This window comes from Streptomyces sp. NPDC001617, from assembly GCF_053596855.1.
This window is the reverse complement of sequence record NZ_JBSFHA010000015.1, coordinates 75,814-101,033: the sequence shown is the minus strand read 5'-3', so window position 1 is coordinate 101,033 and position 25,220 is coordinate 75,814. Positions and strand designations below refer to the sequence as shown.

General features: G+C 69.4%; 18 protein-coding genes, 1 other RNA gene and 3 pseudogenes. 15 read left to right on the top strand and 7 right to left on the bottom strand.

Going from position 1 to position 25,220, the window contains the following annotated elements; translation table 11 throughout:
• Positions 1 to 92: 92 nt before the first annotated feature.
• The 4 genes from ACWC09_RS14560 to ACWC09_RS14545 all read left to right on the top strand — a co-directional run bounded on the left by ACWC09_RS14560 (position 93) and on the right by ACWC09_RS14545 (position 6,115).
• A complete protein-coding gene (locus ACWC09_RS14560) occupies positions 93 to 1,781 on the top strand; it encodes a serine/threonine-protein kinase (protein WP_450850865.1) in 1,689 nt (562 codons plus the stop codon).
• Positions 1,782 to 1,901: 120 nt separating this feature from the next.
• Complete coding sequence (locus ACWC09_RS14555; protein WP_450850864.1) at positions 1,902 to 3,146, top strand: serine/threonine-protein kinase; 1,245 nt, start codon at positions 1,902 to 1,904, stop codon at positions 3,144 to 3,146.
• A gap of 898 nt (positions 3,147 to 4,044) precedes the next feature.
• Positions 4,045 to 5,151, top strand: coding sequence for a peptide chain release factor 2 (gene prfB / locus ACWC09_RS14550; protein ID WP_450850863.1), 1,107 nt, complete (start codon positions 4,045 to 4,047; stop codon positions 5,149 to 5,151).
• Between the two features lie 328 nt (positions 5,152 to 5,479).
• Positions 5,480 to 6,115, top strand: coding sequence for a hypothetical protein (locus ACWC09_RS14545; protein ID WP_450850862.1), 636 nt, complete (start codon positions 5,480 to 5,482; stop codon positions 6,113 to 6,115).
• A 135-nt stretch (positions 6,116 to 6,250) separates the two neighbouring features.
• Here ACWC09_RS14545 and ACWC09_RS14540 read toward each other — a convergent pair whose 3' ends face one another.
• Entirely contained in the window at positions 6,251 to 6,442 is a 192-nt protein-coding gene (locus ACWC09_RS14540; protein WP_356347974.1) for a hypothetical protein, read from the bottom strand.
• Positions 6,443 to 6,757: 315 nt separating this feature from the next.
• Between ACWC09_RS14540 and ftsE the strand changes: the two genes are divergently transcribed.
• The 6 genes from ftsE (at position 6,758) to ACWC09_RS14510 (ending at position 11,649) form a co-directional block, all read left to right on the top strand.
• Positions 6,758 to 7,447 (top strand): cell division ATP-binding protein FtsE, encoded by a 690-nt coding sequence (ftsE, locus tag ACWC09_RS14535; protein ID WP_030943440.1) that lies wholly within the window; start codon positions 6,758 to 6,760, stop codon positions 7,445 to 7,447.
• 45 nt (positions 7,448 to 7,492) lie between these two features.
• A complete protein-coding gene (gene ftsX / locus ACWC09_RS14530; protein ID WP_450850861.1) occupies positions 7,493 to 8,410 on the top strand; it encodes a permease-like cell division protein FtsX in 918 nt (305 codons plus the stop codon).
• A 67-nt stretch (positions 8,411 to 8,477) separates the two neighbouring features.
• The gene (locus ACWC09_RS14525) at positions 8,478 to 9,668 is read left to right on the top strand and encodes a S41 family peptidase (protein ID WP_450850860.1); all 1,191 of its coding nucleotides are present in this window, start codon (positions 8,478 to 8,480) and stop codon (positions 9,666 to 9,668) included.
• A gap of 176 nt (positions 9,669 to 9,844) precedes the next feature.
• Positions 9,845 to 10,390 (top strand): SsrA-binding protein SmpB, encoded by a 546-nt coding sequence (smpB, locus tag ACWC09_RS14520; protein ID WP_450850903.1) that lies wholly within the window; start codon positions 9,845 to 9,847, stop codon positions 10,388 to 10,390.
• Between the two features lie 102 nt (positions 10,391 to 10,492).
• Positions 10,493 to 10,887: a transfer-messenger RNA gene (gene ssrA, locus ACWC09_RS14515) on the top strand.
• A gap of 111 nt (positions 10,888 to 10,998) precedes the next feature.
• Entirely contained in the window at positions 10,999 to 11,649 is a 651-nt protein-coding gene (locus ACWC09_RS14510) for a hypothetical protein (protein ID WP_450850859.1), read from the top strand.
• Between the two features lie 474 nt (positions 11,650 to 12,123).
• Here the strand turns inward: ACWC09_RS14510 and ACWC09_RS14505 are convergent, their stop codons facing one another.
• The 6 genes and pseudogenes from ACWC09_RS14505 to ACWC09_RS14480 all read right to left on the bottom strand — a co-directional run.
• Positions 12,124 to 13,134, bottom strand: a complete 1,011-nt coding sequence (locus ACWC09_RS14505) for a LacI family DNA-binding transcriptional regulator (RefSeq protein WP_450850858.1) — start codon at positions 13,132 to 13,134, stop codon at positions 12,124 to 12,126.
• Complete coding sequence (gene yicI / locus ACWC09_RS14500) at positions 13,134 to 15,416, bottom strand: alpha-xylosidase (protein ID WP_450850857.1); 2,283 nt, start codon at positions 15,414 to 15,416, stop codon at positions 13,134 to 13,136. The genes ACWC09_RS14505 and yicI overlap by 1 nt, the downstream gene beginning before the upstream one ends.
• Positions 15,417 to 15,427: 11 nt before the next feature.
• Complete coding sequence (locus tag ACWC09_RS14495) at positions 15,428 to 16,252, bottom strand: carbohydrate ABC transporter permease (protein WP_450850856.1); 825 nt, start codon at positions 16,250 to 16,252, stop codon at positions 15,428 to 15,430.
• Positions 16,249 to 17,154, bottom strand: coding sequence for a carbohydrate ABC transporter permease (locus ACWC09_RS14490; RefSeq protein ID WP_450850855.1), 906 nt, complete (start codon positions 17,152 to 17,154; stop codon positions 16,249 to 16,251). Before ACWC09_RS14490 ends, ACWC09_RS14495 begins: the two co-directional genes overlap by 4 nt.
• Positions 17,151 to 18,446, bottom strand: coding sequence for an extracellular solute-binding protein (locus ACWC09_RS14485; protein ID WP_450850854.1), 1,296 nt, complete (start codon positions 18,444 to 18,446; stop codon positions 17,151 to 17,153). The genes ACWC09_RS14490 and ACWC09_RS14485 overlap by 4 nt, the downstream gene beginning before the upstream one ends.
• Before the next feature lie 99 nt (positions 18,447 to 18,545).
• Positions 18,546 to 19,346: pseudogene (locus ACWC09_RS14480) on the bottom strand (MFS transporter); the annotation flags it as partial.
• Here ACWC09_RS14480 and ACWC09_RS14475 point away from each other — a divergent pair.
• The 5 genes and pseudogenes from ACWC09_RS14475 to ACWC09_RS14455 all read left to right on the top strand — a co-directional run.
• Positions 19,340 to 20,176: pseudogene (locus ACWC09_RS14475) on the top strand (LysR substrate-binding domain-containing protein); the annotation flags it as partial. The pseudogenes ACWC09_RS14480 and ACWC09_RS14475 overlap by 7 nt on opposite strands.
• Positions 20,177 to 20,422: 246 nt before the next feature.
• Positions 20,423 to 21,041: pseudogene (locus tag ACWC09_RS14470) on the top strand (Uma2 family endonuclease).
• An 80-nt stretch (positions 21,042 to 21,121) separates the two neighbouring features.
• Positions 21,122 to 22,243, top strand: coding sequence for an SUMF1/EgtB/PvdO family nonheme iron enzyme (locus ACWC09_RS14465; protein ID WP_450850853.1), 1,122 nt, complete (start codon positions 21,122 to 21,124; stop codon positions 22,241 to 22,243).
• Between the two features lie 165 nt (positions 22,244 to 22,408).
• Positions 22,409 to 23,761: a nitrate/nitrite transporter gene (locus ACWC09_RS14460; protein ID WP_450850852.1), complete on the top strand. Its 1,353-nt coding sequence runs from the start codon at positions 22,409 to 22,411 to the stop codon at positions 23,759 to 23,761.
• Positions 23,762 to 23,880: 119 nt separating this feature from the next.
• Positions 23,881 to 25,041: a uroporphyrinogen-III synthase gene (locus tag ACWC09_RS14455; protein WP_450850851.1), complete on the top strand. Its 1,161-nt coding sequence runs from the start codon at positions 23,881 to 23,883 to the stop codon at positions 25,039 to 25,041.
• Positions 25,042 to 25,220: the final 179 nt, after the last annotated feature.

The window sequence follows — 25,220 nt, the reverse complement described above, 5'->3', positions numbered from 1 at the left end:
CGCAGAGGGCACGGAAGGCGGACAGGATGCCGCCCGGGGTGGCGGCACTACAGTGGACCGGAACACAGGCAAGCAAGCAGGGAGCGCATGACGTGCGGCCGGTAGGCAGCAAGTACCTGCTCGAGGAGCCGCTCGGACGCGGCGCCACGGGCACCGTCTGGCGAGCCCGCCAGCGAGAGACCGCGGGGGCCGAGGCCGCCGTGCCCGGTCAGCCCGGCGAGACCGTCGCGATCAAGGTTCTCAAGGAAGAACTCGCGAGCGACGCCGACATCGTGATGCGGTTCCTCAGAGAGCGTTCCGTCCTGCTGCGCCTGACCCACCCGAACATCGTCCGGGTCCGGGACCTGGTCGTGGAGGGCGATCTGCTGGCCCTGGTCATGGACCTCGTCGAGGGCCCCGACCTGCACCGCTACCTGCGCGAGAACGGCCCCTTCAGCCCCGTCGGCGCGGCCCTGCTCACCGCCCAGATCGCCGACGCGCTCGCCGCCAGCCACGCCGACGGCGTCGTCCACCGCGACCTGAAGCCGGCCAACGTCCTGCTCGCGCAGTACGGCGGCCAGATGCACCCGATGCTCACCGACTTCGGCATCGCCCGACTGGCCGACTCCCCGGGCCTGACCCGCACCCACGAGTTCGTCGGCACGCCCGCGTACGTCGCGCCGGAGTCGGCCGAGGGCCGCCCGCAGACCTCCGCCGTCGACGTCTACGGCGCCGGCATCCTGATGTACGAGCTGGTCACCGGCCGCCCCCCGTTCGGCGGCGGATCGGCCCTGGAAGTCCTCCACCAGCACCTCAGCGCCGAGCCGCGCCGCCCCTCCACCGTCCCGGACCCGCTCTGGACGGTCATCGAGCGCTGTCTGCGCAAGAACCCGGACGAACGCCCCAGCGCCGAGAACCTCGCGCGCGGGCTGCGCGTCGTCGCCGAGGGCATCGGTGTGCACGCGAACTCCGCGCAGATCGCCGCGGCGGAGGCGGTCGGCGCCCTGCTCGCGCCCGACCTGGCACCGGCCGCCGTCCCCGGCTCCGCCGACCCCACCCAGGTCCTGCCGCACAGCTCCGGCATGGGCTACGACCCCGGCGCCGCCACGAACGTCCTGCCGACCACCGGCCGACCGGGCCCCGTCGGCGCCGCCGACCCCACCGCCGTACTCCCGAACACCGGGGCGGCCGACCCCACCGCGGTCATGCCGCCGATGCCCCAGGGGCAGCCGGGACAGCAGGGGCAGCAGCCCGAGCAGCCGCACCCCTGGCAGAACCAGCTGCGCGCCGCCCGCGACCGCAACGAGCAGACACAGGTCCAGTACCTCGACCCGAACGAGGACCCGCTGCGCCGGCGCCCCCAGCGCCAGGTGGCCCGCCCGCAGCAGCAGCCGCAGCGCCCCCAGCAGCAGCGGCCGCCGCAACGGCCCCCGCAGGGCGGACAGCAGGGTTACGGCTATCCGCAGCAGCAACAGCCGCAGCAGTACGCGCCGCCGCAGCACCAGCAGCCCCAGCGGTACGCGCCCCCGCCGGAGCAGCAGCGGCCCGCGCGTGAGCCCCGTCAGCCACGGCAGCCCAGCCCCAACCGGATGAAGATCCCCGGGCTCGGCTGTCTCAAGGGCTGCCTTTTCATGATCGTCATCCTGTTCGTCGCGGGCTGGCTCGTCTGGGAGCTGACCCCGTTGCAGGACTGGATCGGCACCGGCAGGGGCTACTTCTCCGAGCTCAAGCACTGGTACGACAACGTGAGCGGGTGGATCGGCGACCTGAGCAGCTCGTCCGGTGGCGGCAACGGCAACTGATCGCTCCGACCGCTGGTTTGGGGATTTGTCGACATCTGGCGGGTGATTTCCGTCTCCGCAGTGAAGGTTGGCTCCTCGGACGCGTACTTTTATCGGCAACACGCGTCGGTAGGAGCAGTCTTGGGACGGAAGATCGGCAGCCGGTACACCGCGAACCAGATCCTGGGGCGGGGCAGCGCCGGCACGGTGTGGCTGGGCGAGGGGCCGCAGGGGCCCGTCGCCATCAAGCTGCTGCGCGAGGATCTCGCGTCCGACCAGGAGCTCGTCGGACGCTTCGTGCAGGAGCGCACGGCGCTGCTCGGTCTGGAGCACCCGAACGTCGTCTCGGTCCGCGACCTCGTCGTGGACGGCAACGACCTCGCCCTGGTCATGGACCTGGTCCGCGGCACCGACCTGCGCACCCGCCTGGACCGCGACCGGAGGCTCGCCCCGGAGGCGGCGGTCGCGATAGTCGCCGACGTCGCGGACGGGCTGGCGGCCGCGCATGCCGCCGGGGTCGTGCACCGGGACGTCAAGCCGGAGAACGTGCTCCTCGACATGCAGGGCCCCCTCGGCCCCGGCGGCTCCCATCCGGCCCTCCTCACCGACTTCGGCGTGGCGAAGCTGATCGACACGCCCCGCCGCACCCGCGCCACGAAGATCATCGGCACGCCGGACTATCTGGCCCCGGAGATCGTGGAGGGTCTGCCCCCGAGGGCGGCCGTCGACATCTACGCGCTCACGACCGTCCTGTACGAGCTCCTGGCGGGCTTCACCCCGTTCGGCGGCGGCCACCCGGGCGCGGTCCTGCGCCGCCACGTCACGGAGACGGTGGCCCCGCTCCCCGGCATCCCCGACGAGCTCTGGCAACTGATCGTCCAGTGCCTGGCCAAGGCCCCCGCTTCCCGGCTGCGGGCGTCCGAGCTGGGTGTACGGCTCCGGGAGCTGTTGCCGCTGCTCGCGGGCATGCCGCCGCTGGACGTGGACGAGCCCGACGTGGAGCCGGAGGAGGAGGCCGAGGAGGCGTCCGGCGAGGGCTCGGCGTCGGTGGGGGAGCCGGTGCGGCGGCGGGGGGCGGTGCCGCTGGTGCCGGGCGCCAAGCCGGCCGACTCCAACCGCGACACGCATACGTCGATGAGGGTGCCGGCGCCCGACGAGCTGGCCGGGGGTGCGCGGGGGACGGCCCGTGTGCCGCGGGCCGCGGGGGCGCCGAGGCCGGGTTCCGCCCGGCACCGGGCCGTGACCCGGCGCCGCAGGATCGCACTGGGCGTGGGGGCGCTGGTGCTGGCGGCGGCGGTGGGGGTGGGTACGTGGCTGGCGACGTCGGGGGACGACGCGGGGGCGACACCGCAGGACACCAAGCACTCGGCACCCGCGTCGCCGTGAGGGCGCGGGCGTGAGCGCCGGGTTCTCCTCGCCCCCGCCGCCCCTCCCCGTCCCTTCCCCAGGGGCTTCGCCCCTTCGCCCCCGCCAGGGGCTCCGCCCCTTCGCCCCCGCCAGGGGCTCCGCCTCTGGACCCTGGCGGGGACTCCGTCCCCTGCACCCCGCTTCGGGGACTGCGTTCCCCAGACCCTGGCGGGGACTGTGTTTCCTGCACCCTGGCGGGGACTGCGTCCCCTGCACCCCGGCGCGGTGCTGCGTCTTTTGGACCCCATCAGGGGCTCCGCCCTTGGACCTCGGTGGGAATTGCGTCCCTTGGACCTCGGCGGGGACTGCGTCCCCTGCACCCCGCTCCGGGGACTGCGTCTCCTTGATCCTGGCGGGGACTGCGTCCCCCGGACCCCGCTTCGGGGACTGCGTTCCCCAGACCCTGGCGGGGACTGTGTTTCCTGCACCCCGGCGCGGTGCTGCGTCTTTTGGACCCCATCAGGGGCTCCGCCCTTGGACCTCGGCGGGAATTGCGTCCCTTGGACCTCGGCGGGGACGGCGTCCCCTTGATCCTGGCGGGGACTGCGTTCTTGACCCTGGCGGGGACTGCGTCCCCCGGACCCCGCTTCGGGGGCCGGCCCCCGGACCCCCGCTCCTCAAACGCCGGAGGGGCTGAAATCCTCTGGCGCCGGAGGGGCTGAAACCCCTTGGCGCCGGAGGGGCTGAAATCCTCTGAGGCCGGAGAGGCTGATTGGTCCCGGTCGGTGTCCGTCCGGCGTTTGAGGACGAGGCCGTTCAGGCCGAAAGCGGGGGTCCGGGGGCGGCAGCCCCAGGGAGACGGGACCTGAAAGCCCCGGTCACAGGTCAGACAAGGCGCACGGCGAACGTCGGTTGCCACAGCCGTTAGGCTGGAGGCGTGGCAGTCGTCGATGTATCCGAAGAGCTCAAGTCCCTCTCCTCGACCATGGAGTCGATCGAGGCCGTTCTGGACCTCGACCAGCTGAGGGCAGACATCGCCGTGCTCGAGGAGCAGGCGGCCGCGCCGTCCCTGTGGGACAACCCGGACGAGGCGCAGAAGATCACCAGCAAGCTGAGCCACCTGCAGGCCGAGGTCAGGAAGGCCGAGGCACTGCGCGGGCGGATCGACGATCTCGCCGTGCTCTTCGAGATGGCCGAGGAGGAGGACGACCCGGACACCCGCGCCGAGGCCGAGTCCGAGCTCGCCGCCGTCAGGAAGGCGCTGGACGAGATGGAGGTCCGGACGCTGCTGAGCGGTGAGTACGACGCCCGTGAGGCGCTCGTCAACATCCGCGCCGAGGCCGGTGGCGTCGACGCCGCCGACTTCGCCGAGAAGCTGCAGCGCATGTACCTGCGCTGGGCCGAGGGCAAGGGCTACAAGACCGAGATCTACGAGACGTCGTACGCGGAAGAGGCCGGCATCAAGTCGACCACCTTCGCCGTGCAGGTGCCGTACGCCTACGGGACCCTCTCCGTCGAGCAGGGCACGCACCGGCTCGTCCGTATCTCGCCCTTCGACAACCAGGGCCGCCGCCAGACCTCCTTCGCCGGCGTCGAGGTGCTGCCCGTGGTCGAGCAGACCGACCACATCGAGATCGACGAGTCCGAACTGCGCGTGGACGTGTACCGGTCCTCCGGTCCCGGCGGCCAGGGCGTGAACACCACGGACTCCGCGGTGCGCCTCACCCACCTCCCCACCGGCATCGTCGTCTCCTGTCAGAACGAGCGGTCGCAGATCCAGAACAAGGCCACCGCGATGAACGTCCTCCAGGCCAAGCTGCTCGAGCGGCGCCGCCAGGAGGAGCAGGAGAAGATGAACGCCCTCAAGGGCGACGGCGGCAACTCCTGGGGCAACCAGATGCGGTCGTACGTGCTGCACCCGTACCAGATGGTCAAGGACCTGCGCACCGAGTTCGAGGTCGGCAACCCGGAGGCCGTGTTCAACGGCGAGATCGACGGGTTCCTCGAGGCCGGAATTCGCTGGCGCAAGCAGCAGGAGAAGTAGCAGGAGAAGTAGCAGCCGGGAAGCAGTCGCGAGGCCGCCGACCGGAGTTACTTTGTCGACTTGGTAACTGCCGCCCCCTGGGCGGCAGTTCGCGTATGCCTGGGTTTTACATCACACTCACAGGTTCCAACTCGATGTAAACGAGACGCAAGTGGACATTGCGCACGCAATGGCCTTGACGTTGCTTTGAAAAATGGGAAGGGTAAAGCGTGGCATGCGTATCTCTGGGGCGCATGTGAACCGGGGGACTTTGCAGCGCAGCCGCCTCCGTCGATCACTGCCCCCGAGCGCCGCCTCAATGACGAGAGCTACTGGGGGTAGCAACCAGATGACCAAGAAGACGCGGATCCGGATCGCGCGGATCGCCGCGGGTGCCGTGATCGCCGCGGGCGCCTCGCTGACCGCCGCCGGTGCCGCTTCCGCCCTCGACATCGGCGTGAGCGTGGACGAGAGCGGTGTGGGCGTCAACGTCGACACCGGCCTCGGCGACGACCCGACGGACCCGCCCACCGGCATCCCGACGGACCCGACCGACCCGCCCACCCTTCCGACGGACCCGCCGACCGTTCCCACGGACCCGCCGACCGTCCCGACGGACCCGCCGACCACGCAGGACCCGACCGAGCCCACCCAGGAGCCGACGGAGCCCACCGAGGACCCGACCGACCCGGGCAACGGGAACGGAAACGGCAACGGGAACGGCAACGGCAACGGGAACAGCGGCGGGGGCAACAGCAACACCGACCCCGACGGCGGTTCCAACACCTCCGCGCAGGAGGAGGGCTCCTCGGCCCTCACCGACACCGGCTCCAACACCTCGGCCCAGGGCGGTGCGCAGCTCGCCGAGACCGGTGCCGGCCAGACCGCGTTCCTGGTGATCGGCGCGGCCACGATGATCGCCGGTGGCGTCGGCTTCCGCCTGCTGCCGCGCCTCATGGGCGGCCGTGGCGGTGCGGCCGCCTGACGGTAGCCGACCGTAGCCGTCCGCGCGCACCGTGTGCGCGACGACGTACGACGAAGGGCCCGGAGCGGATGTCGCTCCGGGCCCTTCGGGCGTCTGTACGAGGCGCTGTGCCTGCTTACGCGGTCTGGGCCTGCCTCACGCGGTCTGGTGCGCCAGGAGCGCCACCGCGGCGATGAACACCGCGAGGAGGGCGATCAGCGCCATGGGGTTCAGCCCCGCGAAGAAGTTCTCCTGCTGCAGCCGCTCGCGGTTCGCACGGCACACGGGGCACCGGCCCTCGCTCACGGGCGCCGCGCAGTTTGCGCACACCAGCCGGTCGTACGTCATGCGCTCGCCCTCCTTGACCTACGGTTTCATCTGGAGAACGTTCGGAGGTCGGCGAACGTTCCCCTCACTACTGTGCCAGGTTCCTCCGGAGGTCGCGCGGTTCGCTCCGAAGGGAGTGCGTGGGCTTCGTCTCGCGGCCGCGGGGCGGTGGGCGCCGGTCGCGCCCCGCGGCGGAGCCGCCAATGTCACAGCCTCGCGTCCCTTAGGCGTACACAAAAGGTATATCGAGTGCGCAACCTATTCCCGCGCCTGCGGTTGCACGTCTGACTCGCGTATGGTCACGCTCATCTACCCCCGGCTACCCGTGGTGCATCCGTGATCCGATTCGACAACGTCTCCAAGGTCTACCCCAAGCAGACCCGCCCCGCACTCAGGGATGTCTCCCTGGAAGTGGAGAAGGGCGAGTTCGTGTTCCTCGTGGGGTCCTCCGGCTCCGGAAAGTCCACCTTCCTGCGGCTGATCCTCCGCGAGGAGCGGTGCAGCCACGGTCAGGTGCACGTCCTGGGCAAGGACCTCGCACGCCTCTCCAACTGGAAGGTGCCGCAGATGCGGCGCCAGTTGGGGACGGTGTTCCAGGACTTCCGGCTGCTGCCGAACAAGACGGTCGCCGAGAACGTGGCCTTCGCACAGGAGGTCATCGGCAAGTCGAAGGGCGAGATCCGCAAGTCCGTTCCCCAGGTGCTCGACCTCGTCGGGCTGGGTGGGAAGGAGGACCGGATGCCCGGTGAGCTCTCGGGTGGTGAGCAGCAGCGTGTGGCCATCGCGCGCGCGTTCGTCAACCGGCCCAAGCTGCTCATCGCCGACGAGCCCACCGGCAACCTCGACCCGCAGACCTCGGTCGGCATCATGAAGCTGCTCGACCGGATCAACCGCACCGGTACGACGGTGGTCATGGCCACGCACGACCAGAACATCGTGGACCAGATGCGCAAGCGCGTCATCGAGCTGGAGAAGGGCCGCCTCGTCCGCGACCAGGCCCGTGGCGTCTACGGCTACCAGCACTGACGCACCTGACGACGACCGTCCACGGAAAGGCCTGAACCCCACGCCATGCGCGCCCAGTTCGTACTGTCGGAGATCGGTGTCGGTCTCCGCCGCAACCTGACGATGACGTTCGCCGTCATCGTCTCCGTCGCCTTGTCGCTCGCCCTGTTCGGCGGGTCGCTCCTGATGAGCGACCAGGTCACCACGATGAAGGGCTACTGGTACGACAAGGTCAACGTCTCGATCTTCCTCTGCAACAAGAGCGACGCCGAGTCGGATCCCAACTGCGCCAAGGGCGCGGTGACCGACGACCAGAAGAAGTCGATCCTCGCCGACCTGCAGAAGATGGACGTCGTCGAGAAGGTCACGTACGAGTCCCAGGACGAGGCGTACAAGCACTACAAGCAGCAGTTCGGCGACTCCCCGCTGGCCAGCTCCCTCACGCCGGACCAGATGCAGGAGTCGTACCGGATCAAGCTGAAGAACCCGCAGAAGTACCAGGTCATCGCCACGGCGTTCGACGGCCGTGACGGGGTGCAGTCCGTGCAGGACCAGAAGGGGATTCTGGACAACCTCTTCGGGCTGCTCAACGGCATGAACTGGGCCGCGCGGGCGGTGATGGCGCTGATGCTCGTCGTGGCGTTGATGCTGATCGTCAACACCGTGCGCGTCTCCGCCTTCAGCCGACGGCGTGAGACCGGGATCATGCGGCTGGTCGGGGCCTCCGGCTTCTACATCCAGGCGCCGTTCATCGCCGAGGCCGCCGTCGCCGGGCTCATCGGCGGGACGGTCGCGTGCGGGTTCCTGGTGATCGCGCGGTACTTCATCATCGACCACGGCCTGGCGCTGTCGCAGAAGCTGAACCTCATCAACTTCATCGGCTGGGACGCCGTCCTCACGAAGCTTCCGCTCATCCTCGCCACGAGTCTCCTGATGCCTGCGCTTGCCGCGTTCTTCGCGCTGCGCAAGTACCTGAAGGTGTGACGCATGCCAAGAGGGCCGTACGGTCAACCGACCGTGCGGCCCTTCGGCTTGTCCTAGACTCACCGGCATGTCAGGTCGCGACCTGTTCTGTCAGCCCCGCCGCTTCGGCCGCGGGGCCGCCCTGACATTGGTGTTCGCGAGTGTGCTCGTCGCCGGTGCGGCGACCAGCTCCTTTCCCGACCTCGACCGGAAGTCTGCGGCGGGACAGGCCCGTTCGGCGGTTCCGGCCGGGCATCACGACGGCAAGGCGGCTGTGGCCGAGGCGGCCGAGGAGGCGCTGGCCGACGGCAAGTCGCCCATGGAGGCCGCCGAGCGGGCCGTCAGCCGGAGCGGGGACCGGTGGGGTGCCGTCTACTCGCAGGGCGAGTACCAGGAGTTCCAGGAGGCCCTCGACGGCGAGTACACCGGCGTCGGGCTGTGGGCGCGGCGCGAGCGGGACGGGCGGATCGAGGTGACCAAGGTGGCCTCCGGGTCGCCCGCGGCCGCCGCCGGGATCCGCAAGGGCGACCGGCTGCGCAGCGTCGACGGCGCGGACGTCGACGGGCAGCCCGTCACCGAGGTCGTCTCCTTACTGCGCGGCGACGCGACCGACGCCCCCGCCGGTACGGCGGTGCGGCTCGGGTTGCAGCGCGGCACACGCGCGTGGACCGAGACCTTGCGGCGCGCCCGGCTGTCCACCGACTCGGTCACCGTTCGGAAACTCGCCGACGGCATCACGGTCATCAAGATCGCCGCGTTCACCAAGGGCTCCGGCGACCTCGTGCGCACCGCGGTCCGCCAGGCCGCGGCCGGCGCCGGCGTCATCCTCGACCTGCGCGGCAACTCCGGCGGCCTGGTCACCGAGGCCGTCACCACCGCTTCCGCCTTCCTCGACGGCGGGCTCGTCGCCACGTACGACGTCAACGGCGAACAGCAGGCCCTGCACGCGGACGCCGGCGGCGACACGACCAGACCCCTGGTCACGCTCGTCGACGGCGGCACGATGAGCGCGGCCGAGTTGTTGACCGGAGCCTTGCAGGACCGTGGGCGTGCGGTCGTGGTGGGCTCCCGGACCTTCGGCAAGGGGTCGGTTCAGATGCCCAGCCGGCTGCCTGGCGGGTCGGTCGCCGAGTTGACCGTCGGGCACTACAGGACTCCGTCGGGGCGCAGCGTGGACGGGCGGGGGATCACTCCTGACCTGGATGTGGATCAGGCCGACTCGCAGGCGGCGGTCCAGAGGGCGGAGACCGTGCTCAGTGGTTTGGGAGACGCCGACTGAGTCGCCAGGAGCGGCCGTCACACGGCTGCGGTCCGTCGTGGCTTGTCGCGCCCACGCGGCGGAGCCGAAAATCCATACGCCCCGCGCCCCTGAGGGGGTTCTCCCCACCGTTGGTTTAAGGGCTGGCCCCCGCCCCCCTCCGTAGTGCGAAAATGGACGGCACTATGAGCAAGGGAATGTACGTACCCAAGGAGTCCCAGCCCAAGCAGGGCGGGGCGTCGGCTGCCAAGGCCAAGGACGGCGAGAAGGGCGGCAAGCGCAAGATCGTCGCGCAGAACAAGAAGGCCCGGCACGACTACGCGATCATCGACACCTATGAGGCCGGGCTCGTCCTCACCGGCACCGAGGTGAAGTCGCTGCGCCAGGGTCGCGCCTCGCTGGTCGACGGCTTCGTCCAGGTCGACGGGGGCGAGGCGTGGCTGCACAACGCCCACATCCCCGAGTACGCCCAGGGCACCTGGACCAACCACTCCGCGCGCCGCAAGCGCAAGCTGCTGCTGCACCGCGAGGAGATCGACAAGCTGTCCGTCAAGGCGGACGAGACGGGTCACACGATCGTGCCGCTCGCCCTGTACTTCAAGGACGGCCGTGCGAAGGCCGAGATCGCGCTCGCACGAGGCAAGAAGGAGTACGACAAGCGGCAGACCCTGCGCGAGCAGCAGGACCGGCGGGAGTCGGACCGGGCGATCGCGGCGGCGAAGCGCAGGCAGCGGGGGGCCTGACCGGCTGGGAATACGGTGGCATCGGCGTGTGTTGGTCACGTAGGATGGCACTGCACCTCACAGCGGGTGCGAGCCCCCTCAAGGGGGTTGAAAACACAACATGGGGATGATCGGTTTCGACAGCGGCTGTCGAAGCAGGGGAAGCGTGTCGAGGAAGCGGCCATGATCTCGTAAACCACAGGCCGAAACCAATAATCGCCAATTCCAAGAGCGATTCTCCCGAGCTTTTCGCTCTCGCTGCCTGATCAGGTAGTGATCGAATAGCTCCTTAATGGGAGTGTCAGCCCGGGGGTGTTCCCGACCCGGATCCTGGCATCAGCTAGGGGACTAAACCTCTATCCCGGTCACGGGGTGACGAGGGAAATCAAACAGTGACTGGGCCCGTCGGCGACTTGTTCGCGTGATCGCCGGGGCCGAGAAAATCACAGCGAACTGCGCACGGAGAAGCCCTGATTCCGCACCGTTGGACGCGGGTTCGATTCCCGCCATCTCCACCGACCCCTCCGGGGGTTACCCCATGTGGGCAAAGGCCCCGTCGCTTCCGAGCGGCGGGGTCTCTGTCATTCGTCAGAGGAAGCGCCAGAGGAAAACCGCAGGAAGAACGGCTCATGACCTACGACGCGACAGAGCCGCGCCCCGTCCTGGTCCGAGCCCAGGACGGCCCGCCGCCCCTGGACGACACCCTGCCCCTGGACGATCCGTCGCTGAAGCTCCCCGCGGCCCTCGCCGACCGACTGCGCGCCTGGAAGGACTCCCGCCCTCCCGGCGGCTTCACCAGCCGGCCGGCCCTGCGCAAGCACGTCCGCCAGGGCCGGGAGGCGGCCCAGTCTCTCGCCAAGCACCTGGGTCCGGCGTGGGTGGTGCGGTACTGGGACGAGCAGCACGGCTCCGCCAAGTACGTCTGCTGGGGCTGCGACCGCCTGGACTGGAGCGCGGACGCCCACGGCACGCCGCCGCACCCCCTCGACATCATGGTGAGGGGTCAGTACCGCTGGCACCCGCTCCGCGCCGAGGGCTTCGGCAACTTCGCCCCGGACGACCCCTCGGTGGCCCTGGACCTCTCCGACGCCCTCGTGCAGGACTTGTCCACCTGGGCACGGAACATCGACGCGGTCATGGACACCTGGCTGACGGACCGGGACGACGCGCGCCAGAGGGCCGCATACGAACACCTGGAAGCCGAAGGCACCGAGCTCACCGCACGCGTCGCCGCCGAACTCGGCCCTGGTCGGTCCGTGCGATACGGCGGAGTCTGGTAGCGCCGACGGCAAGATTCACTCTTCCGGGGCGCCTTCTGCGCATTGCGGGACAGGTGGGGCATGGAGGCGGTTAGTTTGGCGCCGTGACGTGCCCCACGGGTGCGTCCTCCCTTCACTCCGGGCCCCTCCTTGTCGGGGCCCGGCCCGACGAGAGCGGTCCCGGGGCCTTGGAAGGCCGCCTCACGTCGAAGGGAGGACGTCCCCGCATGGGCTGTCGCGAGGAGCGGAAGCCGACTCTCGTCATGCGGCTGATCCGGCTTTTGCCGGAGCAGGCGGCGAAGCGCGCGAGGAGGTGGTTGCTCTGGTGGCTCGGCAGGTAGCCGGATATCCCCACAAGGCCTGGGGACATCCGACAGGCTCCTGATGAGCCGGGCCCTCGGTTCGGAGTAACCAGCTCCGGAGCGGGGGCCCACCCTTGCCTCCAGTACAGCACAACGACCCTCCACGCCACACCACGAACTCCCGCTCGCCCCATCACCCCACCGTGCGGGGCACCGTGCTCGCCCGCTCCGTCATCCTCGGAGCCAGCAGCGTCGACTCCGGTACGGCACCCCCGCCCAGCTTCTTCATCAGCAACTGCACCGCCCGCTCGCCCACCTCGGCGGAGGGGAGGGCGACGGACGTGACCGGGACGCGGATCGACTCTGCCAGTTCGTCCGGGCAGATCGCGGTGACCGACAAGTCGGTCGGCACGCGTAGGCCCAACTGCTCGAAGGCGTCTATCAGGGGCTCCAGGACGGGCTCGTTGTGGACCACCACCCCCGTCAACGCCGGTTGTTCGCGCAGGAGTTGTTCGGCGACCAGACGTGCCGCCGCCGGGGACGCCTCGCAGGGGTGGACCGAGGACGACAGGCCGCTGCGGTCGGCCGCGGCCGTGAAGCCCTGAACGACCCGCTGGGCGAAGGCCGTTCCGCGGACGTACACCTCCGGCGGTGAGCCGACCAGCGCCACCACCCGATGCCCCAGCCGCGCCAGATGCTCCACGCACGCCTCGCCCGCCGCCTTGAAGTCGAGGTCGATGCAGGTCAGGCCCTCGGGATCGGCCGGGAAGCCGATCATCACCGACGCCCGGTCCAGCGAGCGCAGCAACGGCAGCCGGGGATCGTGGAGTTGGACGTCCATCACGATCAGCGCGTCGACGAGTGCCGTGTCGGCGACCCTGCGCAGCCCGTCCTCGCCCTCCTCCTGGGTCAGGAGCAGCACGTCATGGTCGTACCGCCGGGCCGTCGTCACCACCGACACCGCGAACTGCATCACCACCGGGACGTGGATGCCGGCCCGTAAGGGGATGACCAGGGCCAGGACGTTCGAGCGGCTGCTCGCGAGGGCTCGGGCGCCCGCGTGGGGGCGGTACCCCAGCTCACGTGCGGCCGCCTCGACCCGCTGCCGTGTCTCCTCCGAGATGGGGCGCTTGCCGCTGAGCGCGTACGAGACGGTGCTCGGTGACACCCCGGCCCGTCGCGCCACATCGGTGATCTTCACCATCAGCCCAACTCCACCGTGAGGAATCCGGTCCCGGCCGGCGCCCGCCCGACCCGCTCCCCGGCCGCCAGCGCCCACGGCGCCACCGGGTCACCGCACGACGCCCGCAGCGTGTCCCCTTCCCGTACGACCGTGAAGGTGACGTCCCCGACCACCACCGTCACCTGCGCTCCCCGCTCCAGGCCGTACGCCCGCAGCGTCACCCCGTCGGCGAAGTCGTAGTCGGGCCGGTCGTCCACCGCGCCCACCGGGATCACCGCACCGGGCCTGACCAGCAGCGGCAGGCTGGAGAAGCCATGGCGCTCGCGCACCCAGCGCGGCCCGGTCACCGTCTGCCCGCTCGTGAAGTGGGTCCACGTCCCCTCGGGCACGTAGTACGAGACGTCCCCCTCGTCGCTGAACACCGGCGCCACCAACAGGTCCGGCCCCAGCATGTACTGCCGTTCCAGATGCGCACACCCGGGGTCGTCCGGGAACTCCAGCACCATCGCCCGCATCATCGGCACACCCTCGGCGTGGGCGGTGCGTGCCGCCTCGTAGAGGTAGGGCATGAGGCGGAGCTTCAGACGCGTGAACTCCCGCAGCACGTCCACCGATTCCTCGTCGAACAGCCACGGGACCCGGTAGGAGGAGCTTCCGTGCAGCCGACTGTGGGAGGAGAGGAGCCCGAAGGCCAGCCATCGCTTGAAGAGTGCGGGTGTCGGCGTCCCCTCGAAGCCGCCTATGTCGTGGCTCCAGTAGCCGAAGCCGGACAGGCCCAGTGAGAGACCGCCCCGCAACGACTCCGCCATCGACTCGTACGTCGCCTCGCAGTCCCCGCCCCAGTGCACCGGGAAGCGCTGGCTGCCCACCGTCGCCGACCGGCCGAAGACCACCGCCTCGCCCTCGCCGCGGTGTTTGCGCAGGACGTCGAAGACCGTGCGGTTGTAGAGGTACGTGTAGTAGTTGTGCATCCGCTCCGGATCGGAGCCGTCGGACCAGGCCACGTCGAGCGGGACCCGCTCGCCGAAGTCGGTCTTGAAGCAGTCGACGCCCTGGGCGAGCAGTGCCTCCAGCTTGGCGGCGTACCAGTCGCGGGCGGCGGGGCTGGTGAAGTCGACCAGGGCCATGCCGGGTTGCCACATGTCCCACTGCCAGACGCTGCCGTCGGGGCGTTTCAGCAGATGGCCGAGTGCCTTGCCCTCCGCGAAGAGCGGGGAGCGCTGGGCGATGTACGGGTTGATCCAGACGCTGATGTGCAGGTCGCGGGCGTGGAGGCGGGCCAGCATGCCCTCCGGGTCCGGGAAGACCCGCGGGTCCCACTGGAAGTCGCACCAGTTGAACTCCCGCATCCAGAAGCAGTCGAAGTGGAAGACGGAGAGCGGGAGTTCGCGCTCCCGCATGCCCTCGATGAAGGACGTCACCGTCTTCTCGTCGTAGGAGGTGGTGAACGAGGTCGACAGCCACAGCCCGAACGACCACGCCGGCGGCAGTGCCGGACGGCCCGTCAGGGCCGTGTACTTGCGGAGGATCTCCTTCGGGGTCGGTCCGTAGATGACGTAGTACGTCAACTCCTGGGTCTCCGCGCTGAACTGGACCCTCGACACCGCCTCCGAGCCGACCTCGAAGGACACCTTGCCCGGGTGGTCGACGAAGACGCCGTAGCCCGCGTCGGTGAGGTAGAACGGCACGTTCTTGTAGGCCTGTTCGGTGGCCGTGCCGCCGTCGGCGTTCCAGATGTCGACGACCTGGCCGTTCTTGACGAGCGGGCCGAAGCGTTCGCCGAGGCCGTAGACGGAGGTGCCGACGCCCAGGTTGAGCTGCTCGCGCAGGTAGTGGGCGCCGGTCGCGTCCCGCATGATGCCCATGCCCTTGGGGCCGCTGGAGGTGAGCGTGCGGCCGGCCACCAGGAAGTCGACGTGCCAGGGGCCGGTGCGGGCCACCCGGACCGACAGTTCGCCGGAGGTCAGGGTCGCGTGCTCGTCGTCGTAGGAGACATGGGAGGAACTGTACGTTTCTGGGGGACATCCCCCAGACCCCCGGACGCCCTTCTGGACCTCGAACTGCGGCCCGCGCGGCTGCTCGCCCTCGAAGTGGGTGAAGGTGACGCCGATGACGTCGGGCAGCGGGGTGTGGGCGCTGATCGTCACGACCGGTCCCTTCAGCAGGTCGCCGCGGTGGCGGATGGGCTGGGTCGGCGCGTGGATCTCCAGCACGCCGTCCGACTCGGCGACGTCGAGGACCTCGGCCGGGTGGGCCGCGGTGACGCCCTCGCGCAGCAGCCAGTAACCGTCGGTGAACTTCACGTGGGGGGTCCTTACTTGACGGCACCCACGGCGATGCCGCGGGTGAGGGTCCGCTGGAAGACGAGGAAGAACACGAGCGCGGGGAGCACGCCGAGGAGGGCCGCCGCGTTGGTCATCGTGGCGTCCATCAGGCGCTGGCCCTGCAGGACGCCGAGGGCCACCGACACGGTCTGGTTGTCGTTGGAGATCAGCATGACCAGGGGGAGCAGGAACTCGTTCCAGGTCCAGATGAAGAAGAAGACGAGCAGGACGCCGATGGTGGGGCGGCTGACGGGGACGACGATCCGCCACAGCACCTGCCACTTGTTGGCGCCGTCGATCCGCGCCGCCTCGATGATCTCGCGGGGGAACTGGCCCAGGACGGAGGAGAGGAGATACGTGCCGAAGGCCGCCTGGATCACCGTGAAGACGATGATCACGCTCAACCTCGTGTCGTACAGACCGAGTTGCTTGCTCAGGTAGTAGATCGGGTAGACCAGCGCCTCCTGCGGAAGCATGTTGGCCAGGACGAAGAAGGCCAGGACCCAGGTGCGGCCCCTGATCCTGCCGATGCCGATCGCGTAGGCGTTGAGGACGGAGAGGACGGCCGCCAGGACGGCCACCGATCCGCTGATCAGGACCGAGTTGAAGAGCTTCTGGCCGTAGTCGACCCGCTGCCAGAAGTCCTTCAGGCCGTCCAGGTAGAGGCCCTCGGGAAGGCTGAGGGGGCCGTGTTCGGAGTACTCCGCCGGGGACTTGACCGCGTTCACGGCCACGATCAGGAACGGTACGACCATGAAGAGGGCCGCGATGCACAGGGCGATCAGCACCGGGTAGCGGCGCAGGGCGGACGTCATGGGCGCTCCCTCTCCTCTGCTCTGGTCTGGAGTCTCAGCAGGATCAGGGTGAGCGCCAGGATGATCACGGTGAGGACGGTGGAGATCGCGGCGCCGTAGCCGACCTGCGTCTTCTCGAAGAAGGTGGTGAAGGAGAAGTAGGACGGCACGTCGGTCGCACCGCCGGGCCCGCCCTTCGTCAGGACGTACACCGCCCCGAACACCTTCAGCGCGGCGATCGTGCACCAGGTCAGGACGACGTAGATCTCCGGACGGATCTGCGGCAGCGTGATGTGCCAGAAGCGGCGCCACCAGCCGGCGCCGTCCAGCTCGGCGGCCTCGTGGAGTTGGGGGTCGACGCGTTGCAGGCCCGCCATGAAGACGACCAGCGGGAAGCCGAGTTGGACCCAGACCATGACGCCCATGACGCTGTAGAGCGCGATGTCGGGGTCGCCGAGCCAGTCCTGCTGCCAGGACCCCAACCCCACTGCTTTCAGAAGGGAGTTGAGGGAGCCGTTGTCAGGGGCGAGGATCCAGCTCCAGACGATGCCGGCGACGGCGATCGGCAGTACCTGCGGGAGATAGAAGCACGCCCGCAGGACCGCCGCCCACCTGCTGCCGAAGTGTCTGCCGATGAAGTCGAACAGGGCGGCGGCCAGGACGAGTCCGAGCATCGTCGGTACGGCGGCCATGGCGACGACCATGAACAGGCTGTGCCGGAAGGACGCCCAGAACTCCGCATCGTCCATCAGCTCGCGGTAGTTGGCGAGACCGGTCCACTTCGGGCTGCCGATGCCCTGCCACTCGGTGAAGCTCACGCCCGTGTTCATCAGGAACGGGACGACGATGATCGCCGTGAACGCGAGGATGCCGGGGAGGAGGAACAGGGCGTACGAGTCGCGGGAGCGGGAGGCGGCCCTCACTGCTTCGGGGCGCCCTTGTCGTACGCCTGCTGCAGCGCGCTGAGGTAGGCGTCCGGTTTCTCGCTGCCGGTCATCAGCTTCTGGGTCTCGGAGACCAGGACGTCGTAGAAGCCGTTGACCGGCCAGTCCGGGTAGAAGGCGAGCCCGTCCCGCCGGCTGACGGTGTTGAAGTTGCCGATGAGCTCCTTGGACTTCGGGTCGGTGATCGCGCTCGCGTCGGCGGCGACCGGGATGCCGCCCTTGTTGCCCAGCAGGTTCTGGATCTTCTTCGACATGGTGATGTCGATGAAGTCGTAGGCGAGTTCCTTGTTCCTGGCGTTCTTGGGGACGACCCAGATGTTGCCGCCGGAGCCGAGGGTGAGGTTCGAACCGGGCCACAGGCCGGTGTCCCAGTCGAACTTGGCCTCGGACTGGAAGCGGCCGTACCACCAGCTGCCGGAGAACAGGATCGGCGCCTTGCCCTGGATCCAGGACACGCCCGCGTCCTCGGCCTTGGTGCTGGTCGTCTTCTTGCTGATGTAGCCCTTCTTCACCCAGTCGGCGAAGGTGGTGGCGCCGTAGGTCCAGGCGGCGTCATGGAAATCCGTCTTCCCCTTGTACAGCTCGTAACGGTCGACCCAGGAGCGGTCGGCCTTGGAGAGGGCGAGCTGGTAGAGGTACTGCTGGGCCATGTACTCGGCACCGGCGTTGGCGAGCGGGGTGACGCCCTTGGCGACGAACTTGTCCATGGCGGCGGTCAGTTCGTCGAACGTCTTCGGCTCGGCGATGTTGTACTTCTTGAAGAGGTCCTTGTTGAAGTAGACCATCGTGTACTCGGCGTAGTTGGGCACGCCGTACCACTTGCCGGAGCCCATCACGCCGTTGGTGTCGTACCTGCTGGTCGTGGCGACACCGGCACTGAGCTTCTTGTCCCAGCCGCGTTGGGTGGCCTCGGCGGTGAGATCGGTGAGCAGTCCCTGCTTCGACAGCTGACCGGCGGTCGCGTTGCCCTTGTTGTACTCCATGATGTCGGGCGCGTCCGAGGAGTTGAGGATCATGGGCGCGGTCTTCTGGATCTGCTCGAAGCCCTTCTCCTCGAACTTCACCTTCACGCCGGGGTGTTGGGCCTCGAACTCCTTGATCGCCTCGTTCCAGGCCACGCCCATCGCGCTGTCGGAGCCTTCGTAGTGCCAGAGTTTGAGCGTCTTGGAGTCGGAGGAGCCACTGTCCGAGCCGCCGCAGGAGGTAAGGAGCAGCGATCCACTGAAGACCGCTGCCGCCACCGTCGTCATACGCCTTCGTGCCGTCAACATCCCGTGCCTCCAGGGGGAGAGAAAGATGTGTCGAATCGATTCGATGCATGTTGTCGAAGCGCTTCGACGGAGGACGGTAGGTGCGGACTTTTGGGTGCGTCAATGCATCGGACACGAATCGCTGTTCGGAGTGCTTGTGGAGAGGGAGATCATCAGCGCGACGGCTGCCGCCGTCACCGGCACCCCGAACCCGGCCGTCGGCGATACGTGATCCACCACCCACCCGCCGCTCGCCGAGCCGCAGGCGATCCCGCCGAGGAGCCCGGTCACCGCGAGGGTCATGCCCTCGTTGAGGCGGCTGACGGGGGTGCGACGCTGGACCAGCGTCATGGTGGTGACCATGGTCGGGGCGGTCGCCATCCCGGCGATGAGCAGGGCGAACGCGAGGAGCGGGAGCGAGCCGGTGAAGGAGGCGGCGAGCAGGGGCAAGGTGAGGAGCGCCGTCATCGCGGCGACGCACCAGGGGAGCCGGTCGTCGGCGGACCCGGCGGGACGAAGGCTGCCGAACGCCAGTCCCGCCACGCACGAACCGGCCGCTTGGAGCCCCAACACGACCCCCGCCGCCGAGCGATGCCCCTGCGTGTCCGCGAACGCGATCGTGACGACCTCCATCGAACCGAACACCGCACCCATGGCGAGGCAGACGGCGAGGATCGGCGGCATTCCGGGCACGCGCACAGGGGACTTCGCCGCGTCGCGTCGGTGCACGGTCGGCTCGGTCGACCGCTGGGCGGCGAACAGCACCACACCCGACAGCAGCAGGACCGCTGCGACGAGCGTGCCGGCCTCCGGGAACAACGTCCCGCACAGGAAGGCCGCGAGCACCGGCCCCAGCATGAAGCACGCCTCGTCGACGGCCTGTTCGAAGGAGTTCGCGGTGTGCAGGGCGCGGTCGTCGCCCGCTGGAACGGGAGTTGGGGGCTGAGCTGTTCGTACGGTCCACCCGGCAGGTGACGCTGACGTCCGACGGCTCGCGACTGGTCCCCTACGCCCGCCGGGTGTTGGAGGCCCAGGACGACCTCCTCGCCGCCTTCGGACAGGCCCGCCCCCTGCTGGTCGACCTCAACTTCCGGGACGCGGTGACGGCGCGACGCGTGCTGCACCGGGCGCGTGAACTCGCCCCCGAACATGAGCTGATGGCGCGTTACGAAAGCGGGCTGACCGGCGCGGCGGAGGAGCTGTTGGCCGGGCGGCTGGACGCGTCGTTCGGCCGGTACGCCGGGTTGGATCCGGTGCTCCGGGCCCGGCTGGAACACCAGCCCGTCCGCTACGAGCCGATGGCGATCGTGCTGCCGGAGGACCATAGCTTGGCGTCACTGGAGGCGGTGCCGCTCGCCGCGCTGGCGGGCGAGACGGTGTATGCGGGCGCCGGAAATCCCCGCACCCCGGAGTGGACCGATCTGGCGCGGCGGTTGTTCGAGGGACGCGGCATAGAGATCGCGCCACCGGCGCCACTGGCCGTGGGGGAGGAGGAGTTCGAGCGGATCATGGCGAAGATGCGGAACCCGATCCTCGCGGTGGTGGACTTTCCGGCCATGCCCGGGAGGGTGTTGCGGCCCTTGGTCGATCCCGTGCCCCTGTCGCCGGTGTCGTTGGTGTGGCGGAAGGGGCTGGTGCACCCGGCGTTCGACGCGCTTCGACGGGCTGTGGGGGAAGTGGCGGCGGGGGAAGGGTGGTTGAGGTGGCCGGAAGGGGGATGGATGCCGGGTGTGGATGTGGAGATGGGGTGACCAGGCGGGGTGGTGGCGGATGGGGTGGGCGAGCCACCGATCCCAACAGCAAGGTCACGACTTCCGCCTGTCCTGGGCGTCCCCCCGGCACCCACGCCATGCAACTCCGAGCTCCGAAGCTCGACCAGCGGATTTGTCGGAGGAGTCGGCGACCGCGGCGTCGGATCACTCATTCAGGTGAGGCGACCACCGTTCCCCCTGGGTACGCTGAACCAACAGGCGAGACTCCGTCCCATGGGAGCACTGATGAGCGCCGCATCCGACGACGGGCTGGACGACGAGCCGGCGTACCGCTGGCCCATCCCGCCCGCCGAGGGCTGGACCGCGGACGACCTCGACCGGATTCCCGGTCTCCCGCCGCACACGGAGTTGATCGACGGGAGTCTCGTCTTCATGAGTCCGCAGACACGTTTCCACAGCCGGACCATGCGTCTGTTGGACAACGCCCTCTTGGACCAGGCCCCGGAGTACTTGGACGTCGACCGTGAGATGACGGTCAAACTGGACACGAAGAACCGCCCCGAGCCGGACATCGTGGTCTTTCCCGTGGACGCGGTGACCGGACCCAACCAGACCTGGTAACAAGCCCGAGGACATCGTCCTCGCCGTCGAAGTCGTCTCGGCCGACTCCCGCGAGCGCGACCGCGAGGTCAAACCCCGCAAGTACGCGGCAGCCGGCGTGCCGCACTTCTGGCGCGTCGAGCAGGACGACGACAGGGGACACCCTGTCGTGTACGTCTATGAGCTCGACCCGGCGACCAAGTCCTACGGCCTCACCGGCATCTTCCACGACCGGCTCAAGGTCTCCGTGCCCTACGACATCGAGATCGATCTGACGGCCGGCGACCGCCGTGGGCAGCGCTGAAAACAGGCCACCCACCTTGTGACCCACCCACAGCCCCCTGACACGCGCAGCACAGCCCCGCCGGATATCTTCCCGCGCCCATGGCGGGAAACGACCACACCCACGAAACGGTCGGCGGGGGGCTCACCGAGCCGGCCCGGCCGAGTCGGCGCAGACTGCTTCTCTACGGCGGTGCAGGCACCGTCGCCCTCATGAGCAGTGGTGCCTTTGCCGCTGCCACAGCCCTGGCCGCCACCACCGCCGGTCAGACGCTCGTCCAGGTCCCCGCCAACCCCACCTTCACCTTCACCGCCGACACCAGCAACACGGCCGGCGTCGGCGAGTCCTCGCCCATCACCGCCGCCCACCAGCTCGACGCCCACCAGGTCACCAACGCTCAGTGGAAGGAGTTCCTCGACAGCAGCGGTGGGGACCCGCCCGGCTACCGGAGTGACGGGACCTGTCCGGAGGGGAAGGAACAGCACCCCGTCCTCTCCGTCTCCCTCGACCAGGCCGGCGCCTTCTGCGACTGGCTCAACGGGCAGGCCGACGGCGTCACCTTCCGGCTCCCCGCCGAGGCCGAGTGGGAGAACGCGGCGCGCGGGCCGTCGTCGTACACCTATCCCTGGGGGAACGACGCCGGGACCACGTACGCCGACGGAGCCCTCAGCAGCCGGTGCAACTACAACGCCGTCTGCGCCGCCTACTACCTCGCCGACTACGGTGACATCGTCGTCGGGGACTTCAACGGGGACGGGAGTCCGGACGTGGCCACTGCCAGCGTCGGGAGCGCGGGGGGCAGTGTGCATCTGGGAGACGGGGAGGGCGGGCTCGGGAGCGCTGTCGCCCACTCCGCCATCTCCCGGCTCTACTCCCTCCCCACCGCGGACGTGAACGGCGACGGCGATCTCGACCTCGCCGCCGTCAGCAACGGTTCCGACGCCCCCGATGTGCTGATCGGCAACGGGGACGGCACTTTCGGCGCCGCCACCACCTACACCACCGACCCCCTCCCCGTCGCCGTCGGCTCCTCCGTCGCCGTATATAGGGGAGGCGGCGACGGGCTCTCGGCGCTGACCACGCTCACGGCCGGTGGTGCCTACGACGCCTCCGTCGCCGATCTCGACGGGGACGGCACCGCCGACATCGCGGTCGCCGCCAGCGGGGCCGGGCAGGTCGTCGTCCTCACGGGGAGCCGCACCTGGCGGGGGAGCTGTTCGTAACGTACCGACGCAGTACCTCTCATCCCGCCTTCGGGCGGGGTGAGAGCAAAGTTCCTTCACGGTCACCCAGTGCCACAGCGCGGAAACGCCGCCTCCCTACCTTCAGGACTCATACCGCTCAGCACCCCCGAGTATCACCGAGCCCCGGAGCACCGTGGAGGCGTCATGACAGCCGCTGGCAAGTGGATCGAGCAATGGGATCCCGAGGACGAGACCTTCTGGGAGGAGACCGGAGAGAAGATCGCCAAGCGGAACCTCTTCTTCTCCGTCCTCTCTGAACACATCGGGTTCTCGATCTGGACCGTGTGGTCCGTGCTGGTGCTCTTCATGGGCCCGGAGTACGGGCTCACCCCGGCCGACAAGTTCCTGCTGACGTCGATGGTGACGCTCGTCGGCGCCGTCGTCCGCGTCCCCTACACCTTCGCCGTCGCCCTCTTCGGCGGGCGGAACTGGACGATCATCTCGGCCAGCCTGCTCCTCATCCCGACGGTGGCGGCCTTCGCGGTGATGAAGCCGGGGACGTCGTTCGACACCTTCCTGTGGATCGGCCTGCTGGCCGGCATCGGCGGCGGCAACTTCGCCTCCTCCATGACCAACATCAACGCCTTCTTCCCGCTGAAGAAGAAGGGGTGGGCCCTCGGGCTCAACGCCGGCGGCGGCAACATCGGTGTGCCGGTCATCCAGCTGGTCGCGCTTGCGGTCATCGGCGCGAGCGGTGGGCCGCGGGTCCTGCTCGGCATCTACATCCCGCTGATCCTCATCGCCGCCGTCCTCGCCGCGCTCTACATGGACAACCTCGCGTCCGTGAAGAACGACACCGGCGCCGCCAAGGACGCCGCGAAGGACGCGCACACCTGGATCATGTCCTTCCTCTACATCGGCACGTTCGGGTCCTTCATCGGATACGCCTTCGCCTTCGGGCAGGTGCTCCAGGTGCAGTTCGGCCGTACGCCGCTGCAGGCCGCGTACCTCACCTTCATCGGCCCGCTGCTCGGCTCGCTGATCCGGCCGGTCGGCGGCTGGCTCGCCGACAAGTACGGCGGCGCGAAGATCACCCTCTACAACTACATCGGCATGGCCGCCGCGACCGGCGCCCTGATCGTCGCCAGCATGCAGAAGTCGCTGCCGATGTTCGTGGCCGTCTTCGTGGTGCTGTTCGTGCTCAGCGGCCTCGGCAACGGGTCGACGTACAAGATGATCCCGGGCATCTTCCAGGCCAAGGCGCTCGCCAAGGGACTGGAGGGTGAGGAGGCCGCCGCGTACGGTCGCCGGCTCTCCGGTGCCTCCATGGGTCTCATCGGCGCCGTGGGCGCGCTCGGCGGTGTCGGCATCAACCTCGCCTTCCGCCAGTCCTTCCTCTCCAACGGCTCCGGAACCGGCGCCTTCGTCGTCTTCCTCGCCTTCTACGCCCTCTGCTTCGCGGTCACCTGGGCCGTATACCTTCGCCGTACGGCCTCGGTGACCCGGGCCGCGGCAGCCGCAGAGACAAAGCCCCAGCTCAGCTACGCCGAGGTGTGACGTAACACTGGCGACATGAAGCCGAACCGAGCCTGTCACGGACCGTTGACAGGCTCGTTCGGCATGTAGGTACACCGCCGTGCTGTATGTACGGCGACTCGAGGTTCGGGACGAGAGCCATGTACGACGAACAGCAGCGACCAGACCCCGGTCAACACGGCCCGCTGGCCGGATTCACCGTGGGCGTGACCGCCGCCCGCCGGGCAGACGAACTGGGCGCACTGCTGCAGCGACGGGGAGCCGCCGTCCTGCACGCACCCGCCCTGCGCATCGTGCCGCTCGCCGACGACAGCGAACTGCTGGCGGCGACGAAGGATCTGATCGACCAGGCGCCGGACGTCGTGGTCGCGACCACGGCCATCGGGTTCCGCGGGTGGGTCGAGGCCGCCGACGGCTGGGGGCTCGGGGAGCCGCTGCTGGAGCGGTTGCGGGGCGTGGAGTTGCTCGCCCGCGGGCCCAAGGTGAAGGGGGCGATACGCGCCGCCGGGCTCACCGAGGACTGGTCGCCGTCGAGCGAGTCCATGGCCGAGGTGCTGGACCGGCTGCTGGAGGAGGGGGTCGAGGGGCGCCGTATCGTCATCCAGCTGCACGGCGAGCCTCTGCCGGGCTTCGTGGAGGCGCTCCGGGTGGCCGGGGCCGAGGTCGTCGGGGTGCCGGTGTACCGGTGGATGCCGCCGGAGGACATCGGGCCGGTGGACCGGCTGCTGGACGCGGCGGTCTCACGCGGGCTGGACGCGATCACCTTCACGAGCGCCCCGGCCGCGGCGTCCCTGCTGAACCGGGCGGAGGAGCGGGGGCTGCTGCCCGAGCTGCTGGCCGCCCTCCACCATGACGTGCTGCCGGCGTGTGTCGGGCCGGTCACCGCGCTGCCGTTGCAGGCACGGGGGGTCGACACGGTCGCGCCCGAGCGGTTTCGGCTCGGGCCTCTCGTCCAGCTGCTGTGCCAGGAGCTGCCGGGCCGGGCTCGGGCGCTGCCCATCGCCGGTCACCGGGTCGAGATCCGGGGGCACGCGGTCCTGGTCGACGGTGACCTGAAGCCGGTACCGCCGGCCGGGATGTCCCTGCTGCGGGCGCTGTCCCGGCGTCCGGGGTGGGTGGTGGCCCGGGCGGAGCTGCTGCGTGCGCTGCCCGGTGCCGGGCGCGATGAGCATGCGGTGGAGACGGCGATGGCTCGGCTGCGGACGGCACTTGGGGCGCCGAAGCTGATCCAGACGGTGGTGAAGCGGGGGTATCGGCTGGCGTTGGATCCGGCGGCGGACGCGAAGTACGCGGACGTGTGAGGCAGGCACCCGGCGTTGGTGCGGGCGTACCTGGGGGCTTGCAGCCCTCAGACCCCCGCTTCGGCCTGAACGGCCTCGTCCTCAAACGCCGGACGGGCTGAGATGTGCCGGCCGGCGTCGAGAATGTGCCGTCCCTCGGCCCCGTACAACACCGAACCCCGCGCTTGTGCGCCTCTGTG